Genomic DNA, 17,962 nt, shown 5'->3' with positions numbered 1-17,962 from the left:
CCGGGCGCACCCAGCGCCCCGGTGGCCTCGGGTGGAAGAGACCTCCGGTGGCGAACGACGCTGAAATCTGCCGTTACGTACTGCCGGAGGCGCAGTGAATGTTTCCCTGACCCTGTGGGTCCTGACCATCGTGGGGCTGGCCGCACTGATCGCGGTCGACTTCTTCATCGGCCGCAAGCCGCACGACGTATCGATCAAGGAAGCCGGAATCTGGACCGTCGTCTGGATCGCCCTCGCCGGGCTGTTCGGACTCGGACTGCTCCTGTTCGCCGGCGGAGAGCCGGCCGGAGAGTTCTTCGCCGGCTTCATCACCGAGAAGTCGCTGAGCGTCGACAACCTCTTCGTCTTCGTCCTGATCATGGCGAAGTTCGCGGTGCCCTCGAAGTACCAGCAGCGCGTGCTTCTCGTGGGCGTCCTGATAGCCCTGGTCCTGCGCGGGATATTCATCGCCGCCGGCGCCGCGATCATCGCGAACTTCGCGTGGGTCTTCTACATCTTCGGCGCGTTCCTCATCTACACCGCCTGGAAGCTGATCCAGGAGGCCCGTGCCGACGGGGATGACGAGGAGTTCGAGGAGAACAGGCTGCTCAAGGCCGCCGAGCAGCGGTTCGGCGTGGCCGACCGCTACCACGGCACCAAGCTGTGGATCCGGCGGAACGGCAAGCGCGTCATGACGCCGATGCTGGTCGTGATGCTGGCGATCGGCACCACCGACGTGCTCTTCGCGCTCGACTCGATCCCTGCGATCTTCGGCCTGACCCAGGACCCGTACATCGTCTTCACGGCCAACGCGTTCGCGCTGATGGGCCTGCGGCAGTTGTACTTCCTCATCGGCGGCCTGCTCAAGAAGCTGGTCCACCTCAGCTACGGTCTCTCGGTCATCCTCGGCTTCATCGGCATCAAGCTCGTCCTGCACGCCCTGCACGAGTCCGGCGTCCATGTTCCCGAGATATCCATCCCGGTCTCGCTCGGCGTGATCTGCGCGGTCCTCGTGGTCACCACGATCACCAGCCTGACCGCCACCAGGAGGCAGGCGGCGCGCGAGCGGACCGAGAGCGCTCCGAAGGAAAGCATCGACGTCTGACCACGTCGAACGTAGCAACAACCACCCCGGGAGCGGTGCGGGGCGAATTGCCGACCACCGCTCCCGGTGCTTGCTTGGATTCCGAGCGTCTCCCGTCCGGGAGCGCCCAGGCCCGGTGGAGGAATCCATGAAGTTCGTGCAGATCGTCGACATCGAATCCGAGCGGATGGACGAGCTACGCCAGCTCGTCCAGCAGGCGGAGCAGCGTAATACCGGCCGCGAGGGTGGCCCCACCCACCGTCTCGTGCTGAAGGACCGCAACACGCCCAACCGCTACCTCGCACTGATCGAGTTCGAGTCCTACGAGGACGCCATGCGCAACAGCAACGACCCGGAGACGAGCAAGATGGCGGAGCAAATGGCCGCGCTGTGCACCAGGCCGCCGTCCTTCACGGACTGCGACGTAGAGGAGATGACCGAGCTGAAGTAGCTGAAGCAGCGGTCCACTCCCGGGGACCGGTTCGTCCGCCGCGGTCCCGGATCATGCCCCGTGCCGCCGGAGTGCGGGGCACTCCTCCGACTGCGACGATCGCGGCATGATCGTTCGGCTCAGGTCACTCGCGACGCGGTGGACCGCCGTGGTGCCCGCGATCGCGGTGGTGCTGCTCGCGTTCACCTGGGGGCGCGACCTGTCTGCCGCCTTTGTCGCACTGGTGACGCTGGTCCTCGCGGGATCCGTGCTCGCCGCGGTCCACCACGCCGAAGTGGTCGCCCACCGGGTGGGTGAACCCTTCGGGTCCCTCGTCCTCGCCGTCGCGGTCACGATCATCGAAGTCGCCCTCATCGTCACCCTGATGGCGGACGGCGGTGGCAAGAGCTCGACACTGGCCCGCGACACGGTGTTCGCGGCTGTGATGATCACCTGCAACGGGATCGTCGGCCTGTGTCTGCTCGTCGCGTCACTGCGCCACGGGCTGGCCGTCTTCAACGCGGAAGGCACCGGAGCCGCCCTGGCGACCGTCGCCACGCTGGCCACACTCAGCCTCGTCTTCCCGACCTTCACCACCAGCAAGCCGGGCTCGGAGTTCTCCACCGCGCAACTCACCTTCGCCGCGGTCGCCTCCCTGGTCCTGTACGCCCTGTTCGTGACGACCCAGACCGTGCGGCACCGCGACTACTTCCTGCCGATCACCCGAGAGGGCCAGGTCATCGACGTGGACGACCACGCCGACGCTCCGTCCGCCCGTGAGGCCGGAATCAGCCTGGGACTTCTCGGCCTGGCCCTGGTCGGCGTGGTCGGCCTCGCCAAGGGCGTGTCGCCCACCATCGAGTCCGGGGTCGAGGCGGCCGGTATGCCGCATTCCGTGGTCGGTGTGATCATCGCACTGCTCGTGCTGCTCCCCGAGACCATCGCGGCCCTGCGGTCCGCCCGCCGGGACCGGGTGCAGACCAGCCTCAACCTCGCCCTCGGCTCCGCGATGGCCAGCATCGGACTGACCATCCCCGCCGTCGCCTTGGCGTCACTCTGGCTCTCCGGACCGCTCGTTCTCGGCCTGGGCGCCACCGAGATGGTTCTGCTCGCGCTGACCGTGGTCGTGAGTTCCCTGACGGTCGTTCCAGGGCGGGCCACCCCGCTCCAGGGAGGCGTCCATCTGGTCGTGTTCGCCGCCTACCTGGAACTGGCCGTCAATCCCTGACCAAACAGTCACTCGGCGACGACGGGTACGACCGTCAGCCGGGGCACCGGCCGGGTCTCCGGCAGCAGTGCGAAGCACCCGAGGCTCAGCAGCGCGATCCCCGTCAGATAGGCGGCCACGCCCCACGGCACGCGCTCCCCGCTCGCCACCGCCGTCGCCACGACCGGGGTGAGCGCGCCCCCGAGAACCCCGCCCAGGTTGTATCCGACCGCCGCGCCCGTGCAGCGCACCCGCGGCTCGTACAACTCCGGCAGATACGCGGCGATCACCGCGAACATGGTGACGAACGCGATGAGCGCCACCAGGAAGCCGAGGAACATCAGCAGGGGTTCGCCGGTCGACAGCAGCCCGATCATCGGGAACATCCACAGCGCGGCGCCCGCGCAGCCCGCCATGCACAGGGGCCGGCGCCCGAAACGATCTCCCAGCAGGGCCACCAGGGGTGTCAGGGCTCCCTGCACCACCACGGCGGCCATGATGCAGGTCAGCATGACGGTACGGGAGACGCCGAGCCGTTCGACGCCGTAGGCGAGCGCCCAGGTCGTCACCGCGTAGAACACGGCGTATCCGACGGCGAGTCCGCCGGCTGTCAGCAGCACGAGCCGCCAGTGGTCGCGCACCACCTCGGCGAGCGGCACGCGCGCGTGGTCCCCCATCTCCAGGAACCGCGGGCTCTCCTCGAGCGAACCGCGCAGCCACAGCCCCGCCGCCGCGAGCAGCCCCGCCGCCCAGAACGGCACCCGCCACCCCCACTGCGCGAACTGCGCGTCGGACAGCGTCGCCGAGAGCGCCAGCATCACGCCGTTGGCCAGCACGAACCCGAGGGACGGACCGATCTGGGGGAAGCTCGACCACAGCCCGCGCCGTTCGGCGGGCGCGTGCTCGACCGTCAGCAGCACGGCACCGCCCCACTCGCCGCCGAGTCCGAGGCCCTGCAGGAAACGCAGCACCAGAAGAAGCACGGGAGCGGCGGCACCGATGCGGTCGTACGTCGGAACACAGCCGACGGCGACGGTCGCCGCGCCGGTCAGCAGCAGTGAGGCCAGCAGAACCGGCCGCCGCCCGCGCCGGTCCCCGATGTGCCCGAACAGCACCGAGCCCAGCGGACGAGCGAGGAAACCGACGCCGAACGTCCCGAAGGCCGCCAGTGTCCCCGCCAGCGGCGAGAACGTCGGGAAGAACAGCGGTCCGAGAACGAGCGCGGCCGCGGTCCCGTAGACGAAGAAGTCGTAGAACTCGATGGCTGTCCCGGCGAGCGAGGCGGCCGCGAGCCGCAGCATGGAGGGTGCCCTTACGGTGCGTACGTCGTGCATGCCGGATCAACTACCCACAGTGACCGGCAGTTACGGGGGCGCGCGGGAGTGCGGAGTGCGTCAGTAGGTGACGGTGATGCGCCGGGCCGGGCCGTCGACGCGGACAGTCCCTCCATAGGGGATGACGATCTGCGGATCGGTGTGACCGAAGTCCACATCGAGGACGACCATCATGTCCGGGGCATATATGTCGACTGCCCGGAGGACTGCTTCACGCTGGTTGTGTGCGTAACGGGCCCTGGCCTCCGGATCGAGGGGCCGCTCGAACGACCAGGCCTTCGGGCGGCCCATGAGGAGTGCCGGAAAGCGTCCCAGCAGGCCGCGCTCGCCCATGCTGCGCAGGATCCGGAAGACGTCGTCGGCCCCGGGCATCTCCTCGGAGGTCTCCAGGAACAGCACATGACCGTCGTACACGGAAGGATCGCGGGCGATCTCGCGGTCGGTCATCAGCAACCACGACAGGATCTCGATGTTGCCGCCCCAGGAGCGGCCCTCGACCACCCGGTCCGGGCGGAGCCAGGTCCAGCCGGTGCCCGGCTCGGTCCGCGGCTCGGCCGCGAAACTCTCCGGCGCGTCCCAGGGCATGTCGACATCGCGGAACCGGTCGGCGGGACGCAGCTCGTAGGGCCCGGACGTGAACAGGGCGGCCCGCAGCGACTCCGCGGTCAGGGGGTCCATGGTGCCCGGTCGGCCCAGCTCACACATCACTGTCGCGCCGTGATAGCCGACGATTCCGGCGTTCCAAAGGTGGACGAGCAGGTTCGTGTTGTCGCTGTACCCGAAGAACGGCTTCGGGTTCGCCCGGATCAACTCGCGGTCCAGCAGCGGCAGCACGGTGATCTGGTCGTCGCCCCCGATGGACGCGATGACCGCCTTGACCGTCGGATCGGCGAACGCCGCGTGGATGTCGGCGGCCCTTTCCCGCGGAGTGGAACCCATCTTCCGGGTCGTCGGGTACTCGACCGGTTCCAGGCCGAACTCCTTGCGCAGCCGCTCCAGGCCCAGTTCGTACGGGAGCGGGAAGCGGCCGGGCAGCCCGCTGGACGGCGAGATCACGGCGATCCGGTCGCCGGGTACGGGCTTGGGAGGGTACGCGGGCGTCGTCATGGCGAGAGGGTACGAGCCGTCACCCTTCCGGTGCATCGTGATAAACCGGGTCCGAGCAGCGGTCCTTGACGGGCCGGCAGACCTGAAGGACCGGAGGAAACGTGCCCCGCACCCTCGCCAACGCCCCGATCATGATTCTCAACGGGCCCAATCTGAACCTCCTCGGGCAGCGGCAGCCGGAGATCTACGGCTCCGACACGCTCGCGGACGTCGAGGCGCTGTGCGCCAAGGCGGCGGCCGCGCACGGTGGCACGGTGGACTTCCGGCAGTCCAACCACGAGGGCGAGCTGGTGGACTGGATCCAAGAGGCCCGCCTGAACCATGCCGGGATCGTGATCAATCCGGCCGCCTACTCGCACACTTCCGTCGCCATCCTGGATGCGCTCAACACCTGTGACGGACTGCCGGTGGTGGAGGTCCACATCTCCAACATCCACCGGCGCGAGGAGTTCCGGCACCACTCGTATGTCTCGCTGCGTGCCGACGGGGTCATCGCGGGCTGTGGCGTTCAGGGGTACGCGTTCGCGGTGGAGCGGGTGGCGGCGCTCGCGGGAACGGGGCGCGCGGACGCCTGACCGCCGCGGGGCGGCGTCCGCCCGAGGTCGCGGACGCCTGAGGTCGCGGACGCCCGAGGTCAGAGGCGTCCGGCCTCCACGATCCGCTTGAGGAAGCGTCGCGTGCGCTCCTGCTGCGGGTCACCGAAGACCTGCTCGGCCGTGCCGCGCTCAAGGATCACACCGCCGTCCAGGAAGCAGACCTGGTCCGCGACCTCGCGGGCGAAGCCCATCTCGTGCGTGGCCAGGACCATGGTCATGCCGTCCCCCTTCACATCACGGACGACGTTGAGGACCTCGCCCACGAGTTCGGGGTCCAGCGCGGCGGTGATCTCGTCCAGGAGGAGCAGCTTGGGGCGCACGGCCAAGGCCCTGACGATCGCGGCCCGTTGCTGCTGGCCACCGCTCAACCGGTCCGGATACTCGTCCGCCTTGGCACCGAGCCCGAGCCGTTCGAGCAGCTCACGTGCGTGTTCCTCGGCCTCCGCGCGGCTCACGCCGTGCACCCGCCGTGGGGCGAGGGTGATGTTCTCCAGGACGGTCATGTGCGGAAAGAGGTTGTACGCCTGGAAGACGACGCCGATCCGGCGGCGCACCGCGTCGTGATCGGCCCGCGGGTCGGTGATCTCCTCGCCGTCCAGCCATATCGCGCCGTCGTCGATCTCCTCCAGGAGGTTGGCGCAGCGCAGCAGCGTGGACTTGCCGGACCCGGAAGCGCCGATCAGCGTGGTCACCGTGTGCGGGGCGACCTCCAGATCGACGTCCTGCAGCACGACCGAGTCGCCGAAGGTCTTGCGGACGGACTCCATCCGCAACATCGGACCGCCGGGGACTGGGGCCTTGCTCATACGGTGCCTCCCTGGCTGCGGCGCCGGTCCATACGGGCGGTGACCCAGTCGGTGAAGCGCGTCATGGGGATGGTCAGGGCCACGAAGAGCAGCGCCGCGACGATGTACGCCGTGTAGTTGAGGCTGCGGCCCACGATGATGTCCGCGGAGCGCATCGCCTCCACCGCGCCGCCGATGGAGACGAGGCTGGTGTCCTTCTGCAGGGACACCATGTCGTTGAGGAGCGGCGGCACCTGACGGCGTACGGCTTGCGGCAGTACCACATGGCGCAGGGTCTGTCGTGTGGTGAGGCCCAGCGAACGTGCCGCGGCCCGTTGTGAGGGATGGACGGATTCGATGCCGGCGCGGACGACTTCGGCGACGTACGCCGAGTAGGTCAGCACCAGGCCCGTGCCGCCGAGCAGGACGGGGTCGTTGGTGACGCCCTGCAACTGGAGCGCCGGGACGCCGAACACGACGATCGACAGACAGATGATCAGCGGCAGACCGCGGAAGAAGTCCGTGTACGCCGTGGCAAGGGCGCGCACCGGCCAGTACATCGGGCCCCGCAGGGTGCGCGCCACGGCTATCAGCGTGCCGAGCACCAGCACCACGACACCGCACACGGCGAACAACCGGAGGTTCAGCCAGAGGCCTTCGAGGACCTTCGGGAAGGCCTCACGCGCGAAGGACGCGTCGAAGAACGTCTCCTTCGTGCGCGGCCAGCCCGGCGCGTCGACGACGACTAGGTACAGCACCACGGCCGTGACGAGTGTGGAGAGCGCGGCGACGGCCGCCGAACGGCGGGTGCGGGCGCGCCGATGGCGCTCGCGCTCGATCCTCCGCGGCGAGGGGACGTACACCTCGCCCCCGTCGGGCATGTCGCCCTCGGCGGTGTCGTCTCCCGACTCCTCCTTCATCTCCGTCACTTGAGTACCGGGGCGTCGACGGCCTCGGACAGCCACTGCTTCTCGATCCTCGCGAGTGTGCCGTCCGCGCGCAGGGCGTCCACGGCCTTCGTCACGCAGGAGGTCAGCGCGCTGCCCTTGTCGAGGACGAGCCCGAACTGCTCGGGCGTACCACCCTGGTTCTCGAACTGTCCGACGATCCTCGCGTCGGTCACCTCGGCGGCCGTGATGTAGAAGGCGGTCGGCAGATCGGTGACGATGGCGTCCACCTGGCCGTTCTTCAGCGCCGACTTGGCCTGGTCGTTCTTCGCGTACGCGGCCGGCTGCCGGGCCGGCTTCACCACGTCGTCGATGTAGTTCAGGCTGGTCGTGCCGACCTGGGCGCCCAGCTTCAGGCCCTTGAGGTCCGCGAGGCTCGTCGCCTTCGCGGCTTTGGAGCCCTTCAGCGCGATGACGGCCTGGCGCACGTCGTAGTAGCCGGACGAGAAGTCCACGGCCTTCTTGCGCTCGGCACTGATCGACACCTGGTTGATGTCGAAGTCGAAGGACTTCGCACCGGGCGCGAAGGCCTTGTTGAAGGGCACGCTCTGCCAGACGACTTCACCCTTGGTGTAGCCGAGCTGCTGTGCCACGGCGTACGCCACCGCCGACTCGAAGCCCTTGCCGTTGGCGGGCTTGTCGTCCTTGAACCACGGCTCGTACGCGGGCTCGTCGGTCGCGATGGTGAGCTTGCCCGAGGTCTGCGTGCTCAACGAGCCCTTGGCGCAGGTCGCGGCGGTGCTCCCGGACGCCTTGCCGGACGCCTTCTCCTCCGGCTGCGGGGCACAGCCCACGGCGAGGGCGAGCAGGGCGACAGTGCTGGCGGACGCGGCGCGGCGCAGGGCGTGTTGGGCGAGATGCATGGCGGGAGAGTGACAGCGAAGCCTGCTGTTTGTCCAGGTCACGGCAACAATTGTCCGCATGGTGGGAACGCGTGTTGCAGTCCTGTGAACACCCTGGACGCGAGGGGTCCACGCGCGATCGGATTCACCGGCCGTGGGCAGCGGAAGAGGTTCCGCCGGAACTGCGGAACTGCACCGCACCAGTACCCGATCGGGGGGAGCGCGCGTACCCCCGGCGTGTGCAGTTGGTTCACGCCGGGCGCGAGTTCTTGTCGCGCGCCGGGCGCGCACGCGAGGCATCGTGCCCCACGTGCTGCCCGGCGCTCGCGCTCACCACCCTCGCGCGTGCCACTCCGGCAGGTGCGGGCGCTCGGCGCCCAGCGTCGTGTCGTTGCCGTGGCCGGGGTACACCCACGTCTCGTCCGGCAGAACGTCGAAGATCCTCGTCTCGACGTCGTGGATGAGGCTGGCGAAGGCCTCCGGGTCCTTGCGCGTGTTGCCCACCCCGCCGGGGAAGAGGCAGTCGCCCGTGAACACGTGAGGGTGACCGTGCGGGTCGTCGTAGACGAGCGCGATCGAGCCCGGTGTGTGCCCGACCAGGTGGCGCGCGGTGAGCTCCACGTTCCCCACCTTGACCGTGTCGCCGTCCTGGAGGGCGACGTCGGTCGGCACCGGGATGCCGTCGGCGTCGTCCCGGCCCGCGTAGGTGCGCGCGCCCGTGGCGGCGACGACCTCGGCGAGCGCCTGCCAGTGGTCGCCGTGCTGATGCGTGGTGACGACCGACGCGATGCCGTCGTCACCGATCAGGGTGAGCAGCGTCGAGGCGTCGTTCGCCGCGTCGATCAGGAGCTGCTCGTCGGTTGCCCGGCAGCGCAGCAGATACGCGTTGTTGTCCATCGGGCCGACCGCGACCTTGGAGATCATCAGGTTCTGCAGCTCGTGCACGTCGGCAGGGCCGCCGACCGTCACCGCTCCGCTGTACGTCATGACGGCAGCCTATAGCGGAGGGAGGGCGGGAAGCGGGCCGCCGTGAACCGTCAGGCCGGTGCCGTCGCGGCGGCCGCAGAGCCAGCCGAGCAGATCGGCCGCCGGGCCCTGGACCACGATCGGTCCGCCCTCGGCGCCCCCGCCCGTGGTCCACGCCCGGCCGTCGCCGGCGTCCAGCCCCGTGGAGGGCACGTCCTTGTGGCCGCCGAACCGCTCCGCGAGGAAGTCGATCTCCCGGGTCACGAACTCCTCCGGCAGATCCTCGAGCTCGTATCCGATTCCCAGATCCACATGGTGCAGGTCGACCTCGACCCACCGACGGAACGGCACCCGGGCCGCGGAGTCCGTGACCCCGTTGCGCAGCTCCACCGTGCGGGACCAGTCCGCGGGGGCGGCTCCCGTCTCCGCGAAGCGGGCCGCGCTCTCGCGCAGGTCCGCAAGCTGCGCGTCCAGGGGGCGCGGGGCGTCCCGCTCGATGTCGGCGTCCCGGGTGTCCGCGGAGGCGTACATCGGGCGCCCCTCCAGAACGTTCACCAGAGCGTCCGCGTTGCGGGCCAGGTGGGCCAGCACATGCCCACGGCTCCAGCCGGGAAGCCGTGACGGTTCGGCCACGGCGGCGTTGTCCAGTTTGGCGGCTGCGGTGAGCACTCGCTCCGTCGCGTCACGTACAGACGCCAGGTCGCGCACATGATCCATCATGAGGTCGACCCTAGCTCCGCCACACGTTCGGGTGAAGGCGATCGACCGCCCCCGCAAATCGAATACGCGTGCTATACGCTCGGTCGTGGCGTCGGGCATGCTGGATGGCCCGGGATTGTTGTGAACCAGGGAAAGCAACCGGCGCTGTCAGTGGCTCCCCCTAGTCTGAGAAGACGGGGGCCTGCGGCCCCTGTCACTTCTCTCAAGAAAGGTGCGGACCGGCGTGGCCGACCGTCTCATCGTCCGTGGAGCGCGCGAGCACAACCTGAAGAATGTCTCGCTCGACCTCCCGCGCGACTCGCTCATCGTCTTCACGGGCTTGTCGGGGTCGGGCAAGTCCTCCCTCGCCTTCGACACGATCTTCGCCGAGGGCCAGCGGCGCTACGTGGAGTCCCTGTCCTCGTACGCCCGGCAGTTCCTCGGCCAGATGGACAAGCCGGATGTGGACTTCATCGAAGGTCTCTCCCCGGCCGTCTCCATCGACCAGAAGTCGACCTCGCGCAACCCGCGCTCGACGGTCGGCACCATCACGGAGGTCTACGACTACCTCCGGCTGCTCTTCGCGCGCATCGGCAAGCCGCACTGTCCCGAGTGCCGCCGTCCCATCTCCCGCCAGTCGCCGCAGGCCATCGTCGACAAGGTTCTGGAGCTCCCGGAGGGGAGCCGCTTCCAGGTCCTGTCGCCGCTGGTGCGCGAGCGCAAGGGAGAGTTCGTCGACCTGTTCGCCGATCTCCAGACCAAGGGGTACAGCCGTGCCCGGGTCGACGGCGAGACGATCCAGCTCACCGAGCCGCCGACACTGAAGAAGCAGGAGAAGCACACCATCGAGGTGGTCATCGACCGCCTGACGGTGAAGGACTCCGCCAAGCGACGTCTCACCGACTCCGTGGAGACCGCCCTCGGCCTCTCCGGCGGCATGGTCGTGCTCGACTTCGTCGACCTCCCCGAGGACGACCCCGAGCGCGAGCGCATGTACTCGGAGCACCTGTACTGCCCGTACGACGACCTGTCCTTCGAAGAGCTGGAGCCCCGCTCCTTCTCCTTCAACTCGCCGTTCGGCGCCTGCCCCGAGTGCACGGGTATCGGTACGCGCATGGAGGTCGACCCCGAGCTGATCGTCCCGGACGAGGACAAGTCGCTCGACGAGGGCGCCATCCACGCCTGGTCGCATGGCCACACCAAGGACTACTTCGGCCGGCTGATCGGTGCCCTCGCGGACGCGCTGGGCTTCCGGACCGACATCCCCTTCGCCGGGCTGCCGCAGCGCGCCAAGAAGGCCCTGCTCTACGGCCACAAGACACAGATCGAGGTCCGCTACCGCAACCGGTACGGACGCGAGCGCGTGTACACCACGCCCTTCGAAGGGGCCGTCCCGTTCGTCAAGCGGCGGCACAGCGAGTCCGAGAGCGACGCGAGCCGTGAGCGCTTCGAGGGCTACATGCGGGAGGTGCCCTGCCCCACCTGTCAGGGCACGCGCCTCAAGCCGCTCGTCCTTGCGGTCACGGTCATGGAGAAGTCGATCGCCGAGGTCGCCGCCATGTCCATCAGCGACTGCGCGGACTTCCTGGGGCAGCTGAAGCTCAACGCGCGCGACAAGAAGATCGCCGAGCGCGTCCTGAAGGAGGTCAACGAACGGCTGCGCTTCCTGGTCGACGTCGGCCTCGACTACCTGTCGCTGAATCGCGCGGCCGGCACCCTCTCCGGCGGTGAGGCCCAGCGCATCCGCCTGGCCACCCAGATCGGCTCCGGACTCGTCGGCGTTCTGTACGTCCTCGACGAGCCCTCCATCGGCCTGCACCAGCGGGACAACCACCGGCTGATCGAGACCCTCGTCCGCCTCCGCGACATGGGCAACACGCTCATCGTCGTCGAGCACGACGAGGACACCATCAAGGTCGCCGACTGGGTCGTCGACATCGGCCCCGGCGCGGGCGAGCACGGCGGCAAGGTCGTGCACAGCGGACCCTTGAAGGAACTCCTCGCCAACCCCGAGTCGATCACCGGCCAGTACCTGTCGCGCAAGAGGCAGATCCCGACCCCGGACATCCGCCGCCCCGCCGACCCGGGCCGCAGGCTCACGGTGCACGGCGCCCGCGAGAACAACCTCCAGGACATCGACGTGTCCTTCCCGCTGGGCGTCCTCACGGCCGTCACCGGCGTATCGGGTTCCGGTAAGTCGACGCTGGTCAACGACATCCTGTACACGCACCTGGCCCGTGAACTGAACGGCGCGAGGAACGTACCGGGGCGGCACACGCGCGTGGAGGGCGACGACCTCGTCGACAAGGTCGTGCACGTCGACCAGTCGCCCATCGGCCGTACGCCCCGCTCCAACCCGGCGACGTACACCGGAGTCTTCGACCACGTCCGCAGGCTGTTCGCCGAGACCACCGAGGCGAAGGTGCGGGGTTATCTGCCCGGCCGCTTCTCCTTCAACGTCAAGGGCGGCCGCTGCGAGAACTGCTCCGGCGACGGCACCATCAAGATCGAGATGAACTTCCTGCCGGACGTGTACGTCCCCTGCGAGGTCTGCCACGGGGCGCGCTACAACCGGGAGACCCTGGAGGTCCACTACAAGGGCAAGTCCATCTCCGAGGTCCTGGACATGCCGATCGAAGAGGCGCTCGGCTTCTTCGAGGCGGTGCCGGCGATCGCCCGTCACCTGCGGACGCTCAACGACGTCGGCCTCGGCTACGTCCGGCTCGGCCAGTCCGCGCCGACGCTGTCCGGCGGTGAGGCACAGCGCGTCAAGCTCGCCAGCGAGCTTCAGAAGCGCTCCACCGGCCGCACCGTGTACGTGCTCGACGAGCCGACCACCGGTCTGCACTTCGAGGACATCAGCAAGCTCATCACGGTGCTGTCCGGTCTGGTCGACAAGGGCAACACGGTCATCGTCATCGAGCACAACCTCGATGTCGTCAAGACCGCGGACTGGGTCATCGACATGGGCCCCGAGGGTGGCAACGGCGGCGGTCTCGTGATCGCCGAGGGCACGCCCGAGGAGGTCGCCGGCGTTCCGGCCAGCCACACCGGCAAGTTCTTGCGCGAGATCCTCGGCGCCGACCGGATCAGCGACGCCGTTCCCGTGAAGGCCCCGCGCAGGACGGCCGCCAAGAAGACGGTCGCGGCCGGGACGGCGGCGAAGAAGACGGCCACGAAGACCGTCAACAACACGGCCACCAAGAAGGCGGCCGCGGCGAAGAAGACCGCCACGAAGTCGGTGGCCAAGAAGGTGACCCCCGCGAAGAAGACCACGCGGGCCCGCAAGGCCTGATCCGACCGGACCGAAGCGTCGGTTCTGCAACCCGCCACCGCACGGCGCCCCGTGGGAACTCCCCCCGGGGCGCCGTCCGTTGTGAAGTCGGGCTCCCGCCATCACGGTTCGAGGCACCGTGGAGTGGCGGGCGGGCGTTCCTACAGGTCGCCGAGTTCGCGAGCGTACGGCGGTTCGGCTCCGGCGCGGGAGCAGGTGATGGCGGCCGCGCGGGCCGCGAAGCCCAGGAGTTCGGTCCAGCCCTGAGGGCCCAGTTCCGCAAGTGCGGCCGGGCACAGGGCGTTCCGGGCAGCCAGGCCGTGCAGCAGGGCCGCGTTCACGGTGTCGCCGGCGCCGATGGTGTCCACGACGTCGACCGGTTCGCCGGGCACGGAATGGACCGAGCCGTCCCGGGTGAACGCGGTGAGACCGTCGCCGCCCTGGGTGATCACCACGGCAGAGGGTCCGGCGGCCAGCCACTCGCGCGGGGTACCGCCGAGCCACCGGGCGTCCTCCTCGGACAGCTTGAGCAGGGAGACCGACGGCAGCCAGCTCTTGAACCGGGCCCGGTAGGCGTCCGGGTGGGGGATCAGACCGGCGCGGATGTTCGGGTCGAGGGCCGTGAAGACGCCCTGCGCGGCGGCCGCCCGCATCAGCTCCTCGTACGCGCTCGCGCCCGGTTCCAGAACGAGTGAACAGGTGCCGAAGGACACCGCCCGCACGACGTCGGGGAGTCGGTCCGGGGCGGCGAAGAGGCGGTCCGCCGTGCCCTCGACGTAGAAGGAGTACGCGGCCGAGCCGTCCGCGCCGATCGTGGCGACGGCCAGGGTCGTCGGTTCGCCGCCGCGCTGCACGGACGAGACGTCGACGCCCGCGGCGCCCAGCCCGGCCAGGAGGGCCTCGCCGAACGCGTCGCGTGAGACGCGGGAGCAGAAGGCGGTGGGGGAGCCGAGGCGGCCGAGCGCCACCGCCGTGTTGTAGGGGCCGCCGCCGAGACGAGGCAGCAGGCCCGCCAGGGCGCCCGCGCCCTGCGGCACCAGATCGATCAGGGCCTCACCGGCGACGACGATCACGACTCGGGTCCTTTCCTCGGTATCTCGGGGCTTTCGGGGTGTCCGGCGTTCTCGGAACAGCCGCACGAGGTGCGATGGACGAAGGCGGAGGGAAGCCGAACGGTCCGGCTCTCCAAGTGGGGCGACGCCAGCCGTTCCAGGAGCAGTCGGACGGCCGTGGCGCCGATCTCCTTGCTGGGCTGGGCGATCACGGTGAGCCGGGGCGCGAACAGATCCGCCCAGGAGAAGTCGTCGAAGCAGCACAGCGCCAGGTCGTCGGGCACGGACAGCCCCCGGTCACGCAGCGCCCGCAACACGCCGATGGTCATGGCGTTGTTGGCGGTGACGAGCGCGCCGGGCGGCGCCCCGAGGGACAACAGCCGGTGGGTGGCCTCCTCGGCCGTCTCCGCCCGGGAGTCGCCGTGTGCCACGAGCCGTTCGTCGTAGGGGAGTCCGGCCTGCGCGAGGCCGTGCCGGTAGCCGGTGATCCGCTCGGCCGTGGTGCTGAGTCCGGGCAGCCCCGCTACCAGTCCGATACGCCGGTGTCCTCGCTCGGCGAGGTGCGCGACCAGGCTCGCCATGGGTCCGGTGTTCTCGGCACAGACCTGGTCGTGGCGGAGACCGCTCCCGCCGGGAGGGTCCACGAGCCGGTCCAGGAAGACGGTGGGTACGTCGTGCTGCCCGAGGTAGCTCAGGAGCGCGTCCGGGGCCGCCGACGGAGCGATGATCATTCCGTCCACGCGTCGTTCGTGCAGCAGTTGGACGACTTTGCGCTCGTGCTCGGGGTCGTCGTGCGGATCGGCGATCAGCAGGCCGTAGCCGTGTTCCAGGGCTCCGGCCTCGACACCCTGGAGGATCTCCGTGAAGTACGGGTTGCTGATCGCCGACACCGCGAGCCCGATGGACCGCGTACGTGAGGTGACGAGCGAACGGGCGAGGGTGTTGGGTGTATAGCCCAGCTCGTCGATCGCGTCGAGAACGGCCTGGCGGGTCCCGGGCAGGACCGGACGGGTGTCGTTGAGGACGTGCGAGACCGTCGCGATGGACACGCCCGCCCGCCGGGCCACATCGACCATCGTCGTCATGGCGCTCCCTCCCCTCGGAGCTCGGGTGCTCGCCCGCGAGCAGAACCTGGTCGCTCGCCCGTGAACAGAACCTGGGCGGCGGCCCGCGAACAGAACCTGGGCGGCGGCCCGCGAACGCAACCTGGTCGTTCGAGGGCGAACCTATCCCAGCCGACGGCGGACGTAAACGCTTACGCAGACGTTTGCGTAAGCGTTTACGTCCGCAAGAGCGCCTGCCCACCCCCCCACCGAGCGGCACGATCTGTACCGGTATCGTCGGTGCGCGACACCCCGTGCCGTGTTCGGCCCTGTCGCGCTCCGGCGGAGTGTCCGCAAGCACCCTCGACCAGTGGAGATGCCATGTCCGGCCGTCCGTCCGCGAGCCGTCGTACCGTCCTGCGGGGAGCGGCGCTCACCCCGGTCGCCGGGCTCGGCCTCGCCGCGTGTTCCGGCGGCAGTGGTGGCGGAACCCCCGCGACACCGACCGCTCCCGTCGTCCTGGGTGCGCAGAGCGAGGTCGCCAAGGGCGGTGCGCAGCTGTACCAGGACCAGAATGTCGTGGTCAGGCGCGCCGAGAACGGTTCCCTCAAGGCGTTCAGCTCGATCTGCACCCATGCCGGGTGCGCCATCAACAAGCTGGAGAGTACGACGCTCGTGTGCCCGTGCCACGGAAGCGAGTTCGACGCCACGAACGGCAAGGTCCTGCGGGCACCGGCCACCGTGCCGCTCCACGAGCTGTCCGTCGAGGAGAAGAGCGGGAAGATCGTCGCCGGGCCGGGTGCCTGAGCTCGGGTGCGGTCGGGCGCGTGAGCTCAGGTGCGGTCCTGGTGCCTGAACTCAAGTGCGGTCCGGGCGGGTGAGCCCGGGTGCGGGCCGGCCCGGCCCGGGGACCGCACCCGGGGAGGCGGTCACTCCCAGTCCCATCCGATGCCCACGATCCCCGACCGCACGCGTGGCTCGACCAGGTGCACCGAGCGGTGGTGGCCGCTCAGCGTCAGTTCCTGGCGGCCGCTGCGCGGCGCGGCCGCCGAGTGCTGGGTGAACCGGTGGCAGCGCACGGGCAGCGCGTTCTCGGTGAAATGCACCTGGAGCGCGTACTGCCCGCCCGCGAAGCCGAACCCGCGGACGTACTCGCTCGACGCCCCGGCGGTGCCGTCCTCGAAGGCATAGCGGAAGAGGAACGTATCGCCTGCCCGCAGCCGGGTGTCGAAGAGCAGTTCGGCGACGAGCACGCCGGTGTCGCGGTGCCAGCGCACCCGGCCCGTACGGCAGTTCTCCAGAGCCCGGACCGCCGTCCGTTCCGGTGCGCATCCGGGGTCGCCGTGGTGGATGGCCACATAGCGGTCCACGCCGTCCTTATGGGCGCGCACTATGTGGTGCGATTCGCGACCCAGTAGTTCGCGATGGGAGCCTATGCGGACCCGTTCGTGATGGCCGATAGTGTGCAGACCGCCGTCGAGCGGGGACTCCAGTTCGGCCAGCAGCCGTTCCAGGACACCGGAGGCCTCCACCAGCGAGCGGTACGAACGCCCCGTGGGGCGCTCCGGATCCGAGCGCTCCTCGGCCTCGGCCAACAGCCTGATCAGGGACTCGTCGGGCAGCTGGAGTATCTCCTCCAGGGCGCGGACGGCCCGCAGCGACTCGGGGCGCTGGGGACGCCGGGCCCCCTGCTGCCAGTAACTCAGGCTCGTCACCCCGACCTTGACGCCGTACCGCGACAGATGGTGCTGGACGCGTTGCAGCGGCAGCCCGCGTGCGGTGATCGCGGCGCGCAGTGCGACATGGAAGGGGCCGCCCCGCAGGGCCGTTTCCAGTTCCGCCGTGGCGACGTACGCGTGCTGTGTGCCGTGCCGCATGCAGGGGCCTTTCTGTGGATGTTCACTCCGGCTGGTCAGGCCGTTCGAGCGGTTCGTCGGCGCCGCCCAATGGGCGCGCGGGGGCTGTTCACAGGCGGGTTTCGCCGTTCACGCCCCGAGTTCCCCCGCATTGAAGCGTGTTGACCAAGTCCCGACAACACCTGATGCTCAACATGGCTCACCGCAGCCCCCCGGACGCGCCCCTTCCCTCCTCGACCCCCACTCGGGAGCAAACACGATGCGCCACAGACGACGACTCGTCGCTCTCGCCGCGGTTCTGGCCGCCCTGGGCGCCGCCCCGGCGACCGCGGCCGTCGGGCGCGCGGCCGGCCACTCCGGCACGTCCGTGCACGCGGGCAGGCTTCCGGGCTCCGCGGCGACGCGGTTCGGCGCGGCGGCCGGACACGACGCACCCCGTGTGGCCGGACTCGGCGTAACGCGGGTGGAGCGCGGAGAGCACGGGGACGACCGAGGCCCTGCCGGGGACAGAGGACCCGGCCGCGGCGGTGTCCGTACCGGTGGTGACGACCCGACCGACCCCTTCGTCGTGGTGGCGTCGGCGACGGCCGGGGTGGGCGCCCTCGTCGCGCTCGTCCTGAGCGTCTCGCGGGCCCTGCGCCGACGCCGCGGCTGACACCGCGAGGGGACCTTCGAGAAGCCCGGCCGGAGGGTTCCGGGCGGAGTCCGCCTCCCGGCGGGCCGTGACGATCACCGTCGTGTGACCGTGACGATCGCGGCCG

Annotated in this window: 17 protein-coding genes; 7 read left to right on the top strand and 10 right to left on the bottom strand. The window is 69.7% G+C overall.

Annotated elements, in window-relative coordinates:
- Positions 1-94: 94 nt before the first annotated feature.
- The 3 genes from ACFYR3_RS01140 (at position 95) to ACFYR3_RS01130 (ending at position 2,721) form a co-directional block, all read left to right on the top strand.
- Positions 95-1,084, top strand: coding sequence for a TerC family protein (locus tag ACFYR3_RS01140; protein ID WP_355855423.1), 990 nt, complete (start codon positions 95-97; stop codon positions 1,082-1,084).
- A 127-nt stretch (positions 1,085-1,211) separates the two neighbouring features.
- A complete protein-coding gene (locus tag ACFYR3_RS01135) occupies positions 1,212-1,514 on the top strand; it encodes a hypothetical protein (protein ID WP_355855426.1) in 303 nt (100 codons plus the stop codon).
- A gap of 106 nt (positions 1,515-1,620) precedes the next feature.
- A complete protein-coding gene (locus ACFYR3_RS01130) occupies positions 1,621-2,721 on the top strand; it encodes an ionic transporter y4hA (protein ID WP_355855429.1) in 1,101 nt (366 codons plus the stop codon).
- Between the two features lie 8 nt (positions 2,722-2,729).
- Here ACFYR3_RS01130 and ACFYR3_RS01125 read toward each other — a convergent pair whose 3' ends face one another.
- Together ACFYR3_RS01125 and ACFYR3_RS01120 are read right to left on the bottom strand one after the other, a co-directional pair.
- A complete protein-coding gene (locus ACFYR3_RS01125; RefSeq protein ID WP_355855432.1) occupies positions 2,730-4,034 on the bottom strand; it encodes an MFS transporter in 1,305 nt (434 codons plus the stop codon).
- Between the two features lie 60 nt (positions 4,035-4,094).
- Entirely contained in the window at positions 4,095-5,141 is a 1,047-nt protein-coding gene (locus ACFYR3_RS01120; protein WP_355855435.1) for a S66 peptidase family protein, read from the bottom strand.
- Between the two features lie 101 nt (positions 5,142-5,242).
- Here ACFYR3_RS01120 and aroQ point away from each other — a divergent pair, with 101 nt between their 5' ends.
- Complete coding sequence (aroQ, locus tag ACFYR3_RS01115) at positions 5,243-5,716, top strand: type II 3-dehydroquinate dehydratase (RefSeq protein ID WP_355855438.1); 474 nt, start codon at positions 5,243-5,245, stop codon at positions 5,714-5,716.
- A 59-nt stretch (positions 5,717-5,775) separates the two neighbouring features.
- Here aroQ and ACFYR3_RS01110 read toward each other — a convergent pair whose 3' ends face one another.
- From ACFYR3_RS01110 to ACFYR3_RS01090, 5 genes are all read right to left on the bottom strand, one after another.
- Positions 5,776-6,543, bottom strand: a complete 768-nt coding sequence (locus ACFYR3_RS01110) for an amino acid ABC transporter ATP-binding protein (protein ID WP_389280924.1) — start codon at positions 6,541-6,543, stop codon at positions 5,776-5,778.
- Entirely contained in the window at positions 6,540-7,451 is a 912-nt protein-coding gene (locus ACFYR3_RS01105; RefSeq protein WP_355855444.1) for an amino acid ABC transporter permease, read from the bottom strand. Before ACFYR3_RS01105 ends, ACFYR3_RS01110 begins: the two co-directional genes overlap by 4 nt.
- Positions 7,448-8,332 carry an ABC transporter substrate-binding protein gene (locus ACFYR3_RS01100; RefSeq protein ID WP_355855447.1) on the bottom strand — a complete coding sequence of 295 codons (885 nt, stop codon included), beginning with the start codon at positions 8,330-8,332 and terminating at the stop codon, positions 7,448-7,450. The genes ACFYR3_RS01105 and ACFYR3_RS01100 overlap by 4 nt, the downstream gene beginning before the upstream one ends.
- Before the next feature lie 309 nt (positions 8,333-8,641).
- Positions 8,642-9,298: an MBL fold metallo-hydrolase gene (locus ACFYR3_RS01095; protein WP_355855450.1), complete on the bottom strand. Its 657-nt coding sequence runs from the start codon at positions 9,296-9,298 to the stop codon at positions 8,642-8,644.
- 9 nt (positions 9,299-9,307) lie between these two features.
- Positions 9,308-9,997: a maleylpyruvate isomerase family mycothiol-dependent enzyme gene (locus tag ACFYR3_RS01090; RefSeq protein WP_355855453.1), complete on the bottom strand. Its 690-nt coding sequence runs from the start codon at positions 9,995-9,997 to the stop codon at positions 9,308-9,310.
- Positions 9,998-10,220: 223 nt separating this feature from the next.
- On the opposite strand from ACFYR3_RS01090, the gene uvrA reads away from it, so the two are divergent.
- Positions 10,221-13,271 carry an excinuclease ABC subunit UvrA gene (uvrA, locus tag ACFYR3_RS01085; RefSeq protein WP_389280921.1) on the top strand — a complete coding sequence of 1,017 codons (3,051 nt, stop codon included), beginning with the start codon at positions 10,221-10,223 and terminating at the stop codon, positions 13,269-13,271.
- 140 nt (positions 13,272-13,411) lie between these two features.
- Here the strand turns inward: uvrA and ACFYR3_RS01080 are convergent, their stop codons facing one another.
- On the bottom strand, positions 13,412-14,323 hold the full coding sequence (locus ACFYR3_RS01080; RefSeq protein WP_355855459.1) for a carbohydrate kinase: 912 nt from the start codon (positions 14,321-14,323) through the stop codon (positions 13,412-13,414).
- Positions 14,320-15,387, bottom strand: coding sequence for a LacI family DNA-binding transcriptional regulator (locus ACFYR3_RS01075; protein WP_389280918.1), 1,068 nt, complete (start codon positions 15,385-15,387; stop codon positions 14,320-14,322). The genes ACFYR3_RS01080 and ACFYR3_RS01075 overlap by 4 nt, the downstream gene beginning before the upstream one ends.
- 339 nt (positions 15,388-15,726) lie before the next feature.
- Here ACFYR3_RS01075 and ACFYR3_RS01070 point away from each other — a divergent pair, with 339 nt between their 5' ends.
- Positions 15,727-16,152, top strand: coding sequence for a Rieske (2Fe-2S) protein (locus tag ACFYR3_RS01070; RefSeq protein WP_389280916.1), 426 nt, complete (start codon positions 15,727-15,729; stop codon positions 16,150-16,152).
- A 122-nt stretch (positions 16,153-16,274) separates the two neighbouring features.
- On the opposite strand, the gene ACFYR3_RS01065 is transcribed toward ACFYR3_RS01070, so the two are convergent.
- Entirely contained in the window at positions 16,275-17,222 is a 948-nt protein-coding gene (locus ACFYR3_RS01065; protein ID WP_356781951.1) for a hypothetical protein, read from the bottom strand.
- A 238-nt stretch (positions 17,223-17,460) separates the two neighbouring features.
- Here ACFYR3_RS01065 and ACFYR3_RS01060 point away from each other — a divergent pair, with 238 nt between their 5' ends.
- Positions 17,461-17,856 (top strand): hypothetical protein, encoded by a 396-nt coding sequence (locus ACFYR3_RS01060; RefSeq protein ID WP_355855471.1) that lies wholly within the window; start codon positions 17,461-17,463, stop codon positions 17,854-17,856.
- The last annotated feature ends 106 nt before the right edge of the window (positions 17,857-17,962 follow it).

Source organism: Streptomyces sp. NPDC005784, assembly GCF_042871525.1.
Classification (GTDB): Bacteria; Actinomycetota; Actinomycetes; order Streptomycetales; family Streptomycetaceae; genus Streptomyces.
The sequence above is the reverse complement of the archived record's forward strand: the minus strand, read 5'-3'. Positions and strand labels throughout refer to the sequence as shown.